Source organism: Streptomyces sp. (genome assembly GCF_031178505.1).
GTDB classification, from domain to species: Bacteria; Actinomycetota; Actinomycetes; order Streptomycetales; family Streptomycetaceae; genus Streptomyces; species Streptomyces gulbargensis.
Genome location: NZ_JAPSIW010000713.1, coordinates 1 through 3,567, shown reverse-complemented (window position 1 = coordinate 3,567; position 3,567 = coordinate 1). Strand labels below are relative to the sequence as shown.

The window sequence follows — 3,567 nt, the reverse complement described above, 5'->3', positions numbered from 1 at the left end:
GACCTCCCTGGTCGAGACCGGCGTCGTCGACGCCGACCAGTACCTGCGGGTGGTCACCCGCCTCGCCCGGACCCACGGCGCCACCCGCTACTTCGCCCACCGCCGCGAGAGCGCCGAGAAGCTGCACCGGATCGCCGTCGAGACCGGCCTGCAGGTGGTCCGGCCCGAACTGCCCCTGGAGCTGATCGCCCGGCGCGGCCCGATCGGCCGTACGATCGTGAGCTTTCCCTCAACGGTCGTCCACACCCTGCCGCTCGCCCTCTCGGGGACGGGGGTCAGGGTCGCCGTCTGCGCGATCGAGCCCGAGTGGCTCCGGGCCACCGCCTCACCCCGCGCCCAGGGCTTCCTGGCGGGGGTGGCGGGCACCGCCGCCCACGAGGTCGACCGGCTCACGGCCCGCGCGACCTCCCGAACCGACCGGCTCGAATTCGGGTGAGCTTACCCACAGGGAGCCCTCGTCATACCTGATGAACCGAGATTCTTTCCCCTAACGGGTTGAACTTTTGGTGATCGACGGGCAGTTGATCACCGCGTGGGCATACCCTTCAAAAGGTGAACCAGTTGACGTCCCGTGAGCCCGGCTCCGCCACCCTGCCCGGAACACTGTCCGCACCCCTGCGCGCCGAACTGATCGCGTTCCGCAGGGATGTGCACATGCACCCCGAGCTCGGGAACCAGGAGTTCCGTACGACCGCCGCGCTCAAGGCCCGCCTGGAGGCGGCCGGCCTCGCGCCGAAGGTTCTCCCAGCCGGCACCGGCCTCATCTGTGACATCGGCACCTGGGACGGGCGCCGCCCCATGCTGGCCCTCCGCGCCGACCTCGACGCGCTGCCCATCCCCGACGTCAAGACCGTCCCCTACCGGTCCACCGTGCCGAACCGCGCCCACGCCTGCGGTCACGACGTCCACACCACCACCGTCCTCGGCGCCGGCCTGGTCCTCGCCGAGCTCGACCGCGAGGGCCTGCTGCCCAACGCCGTACGGCTCCTCTTCCAGCCCGCCGAGGAGGTGCTGCCCGGCGGCGCCGCCGAGGCCGTGGCCGCCGGCGTCCTGGACGGCGTCGGCCGGATCATCGCCCTCCACTGCGACCCGCGGGTGGACGCCGGGAAGATCGGCCTGCGCGCCGGCCCCATCACCTCCGCCTGCGACCGCCTGGAGATCACCCTCGACGGGCCCGGCGGCCACACCGCCCGCCCGCACCTCACCACCGACCTGGTCACCGCCGCCGCCCGGATCGCCACCGACGTCCCGGCCGTGCTCGCCCGCCGCGTCGACGCCCGCTCCGGCCTCTCGGTCACCTGGGGCCGCATCGAATCCGGCCACGCGCCGAACGTCATCCCGCAGCACGCCGAGCTCTCCGGCACCGTCCGCTGCCTCGACCTGCGCACCTGGCGCGAAGCGCCCGACCTGGTGCACGCGGCCGTGGACGAGATCGCGACCCTGCACCGGGCGAAGTCGACCGTCAACTACGTCCGGGGCGTCCCGCCGGTCGTCAACGACCCGGTCGTCACCGAGCTGCTCCGCGACGCCATGACCGCCCGCCTCGGCCCGCTCGCCATCGAGGACACCGAGCAGAGCCTCGGCGGCGAGGACTTCTCCTGGTATCTGGAGCACGTCCCCGGCGCCATGGCCCGCCTCGGCGTCCGCACCCCGGGCGACACCCGCGTCCGCGACCTCCACGCCGGCGACTTCGACGTGGACGAGCGCTGCATCGAGACCGCCGTCGAACTGTTCACGGCCGCGGCCCTCATCGACGCCACCGCCTGACCCCCCGCGGCCCGCCGTTCCGCGCCCGCCCCCCGCGGCCGGGCGCGTCCGCGGGGGGCCGCGCCCCGCTCGGCACCGCCCGCTCAGCCGTCCGGCCCAACCCACGGCGTGCCGCGCACGGATTCCGGATCGGCCGGAGGGCCCGCCGATATAACCGGCTGTACCGGGCCGAACGCCCCCGGTCGCCTCTCCCGGCCGGTTCGCGACGATCCGATAACGACTCATGAACGGGTCTTTAACTGACATCTACGCGCGTTACGATCGCCGCGAAACCAGCGCCGGAAGAGGCGCTTTCGGTCAGTCTTGAAGGGACCCTCCTCTTGCGCCGGATCACCAGGATCACGACCGTGGGCATCGCCTCCGCGGCGCTCGCCCTCTCGGCCACCGCGTGTGGCAAGTCTTCGACGGAGTCCGGTTCCGGTTCCGACTCGAAGGCGACGAAGGCCGCCATCGCGTACGACATCGGCGGCCGCGGCGACCAGTCGTTCAACGACGCCGCCTACGCGGGTCTCAAGCGCGCCCAGGAGGAGCTGGGCGCCAAGATCGCCGAGGGCGAGCCGTCGGACGGCGAGGGTGACGCCGACAAGGTGCAGCGCCTCACCGCGCTGGCCCGCGCCGGCAACAACCCGGTCATCGGCGTCGGCTTCGCCTACGCCCCGGCCATCGAGAAGGTCGCCAAGCAGTACCCGAAGACCACCTTCGGTCTGATCGACGACACCTCGAAGACCGGCGACAACATCGCCAACCTGGTCTTCAACGAGGAGCAGGGCTCCTACCTGGCCGGCGTCGCCGCCGCCAAGGCGTCCAAGACCGGCACGGTCGGCTTCATCGGCGGTGTCGAGGTCCCGCTGATCAAGAAGTTCGAGGCGGGCTTCGCCCAGGGCGTCAAGGACACCAACCCCAAGGCGAAGGTGCTCACCCAGTACCTGACCCAGCCCCCGAACTTCGACGGCTTCTCCAAGCCCGACCTGGGCAAGGCCGCCGCGCAGGGCCAGCTCGACAAGGGCGCCGACGTGATCTACGCCGCCGCCGGTCTGGCCGGCGCCGGTGCCATCGAGGCCGCCGCCAGCGACGGCAAGTGGGCGATCGGTGTCGACTCCGACCAGTACAACCAGGTGGGTCTCTCCAAGTACAAGGAGCACATCCTCACCTCGGTGACCAAGGACGTCGCCGACTCCGTCTTCAACCTGATCAAGTCGGTCAAGGACGGCAAGCCGCAGAGCGGCGAGGTCCGCTACGGCCTCGCCGCGGACGGTGTCGGCCTGGCCGACTCCAACCCGGCGTACAAGAAGATGACCGACGTCATCGCCGCCGTGGACAAGGCGAAGAAGGACATCGTCGACGGCAAGATCACGGTCAAGACCGCTCCGTAAGGACGCAGGTCACGACCTGAGCCGCGGGCCCGGCTCCGGTGGCACCCCCACCGGAACCGGGCCTCGGCCCCATTCCCCCACGGGATTTCACTTTTCGGCAGCGCTACGCGTGTAGATGTCTCCCCGGCACGATAACTTCGCCCCGCCCTGCCCTCCCGCTCCCACTCCTTCCGGCCAAGGAGAGTGCGTCATCAACGCGTCCAGCCCCCCTGCCGTAGAACTGCACGGCATCACCAAGCGATTCCCCGGCGTCGTCGCCAACAAGGACATCGCCATCACGGTCCGCAAGGGCACCGTGCACGCCCTCATCGGCGAGAACGGCGCCGGCAAGTCGACCCTCATGAAGATCCTCTACGGCATGCAGAAGCCGGACGAGGGCACCATCGCCGTTGACGGTGAGCAGGTCACCTTCTCCAGCCCCGGTGAC

Annotated in this window: 3 protein-coding genes and 1 pseudogene; all 4 read left to right on the top strand. The window is 70.8% G+C overall.

The genetic code is table 11. The annotated features are described in order from the left end of the window. Nucleotides 1–436 (top strand): annotated as a pseudogene (locus tag RIF68_RS30975) (hypothetical protein); the annotation flags it as partial. Between the two features lie 116 nt (nucleotides 437–552). Beyond that, entirely contained in the window at nucleotides 553–1,767 is a 1,215-nt protein-coding gene (locus tag RIF68_RS30970; RefSeq protein ID WP_309054587.1) for an amidohydrolase, read from the top strand. A 320-nt stretch (nucleotides 1,768–2,087) separates the two neighbouring features. After that, nucleotides 2,088–3,140 (top strand): BMP family ABC transporter substrate-binding protein, encoded by a 1,053-nt coding sequence (locus RIF68_RS30965; protein ID WP_309054586.1) that lies wholly within the window; start codon nucleotides 2,088–2,090, stop codon nucleotides 3,138–3,140. Between the two features lie 115 nt (nucleotides 3,141–3,255). Beyond that, nucleotides 3,256–3,567 (top strand): ATP-binding cassette domain-containing protein (locus tag RIF68_RS30960; RefSeq protein ID WP_309054585.1); only part of this gene is annotated, 312 nt, incomplete at its 3' end.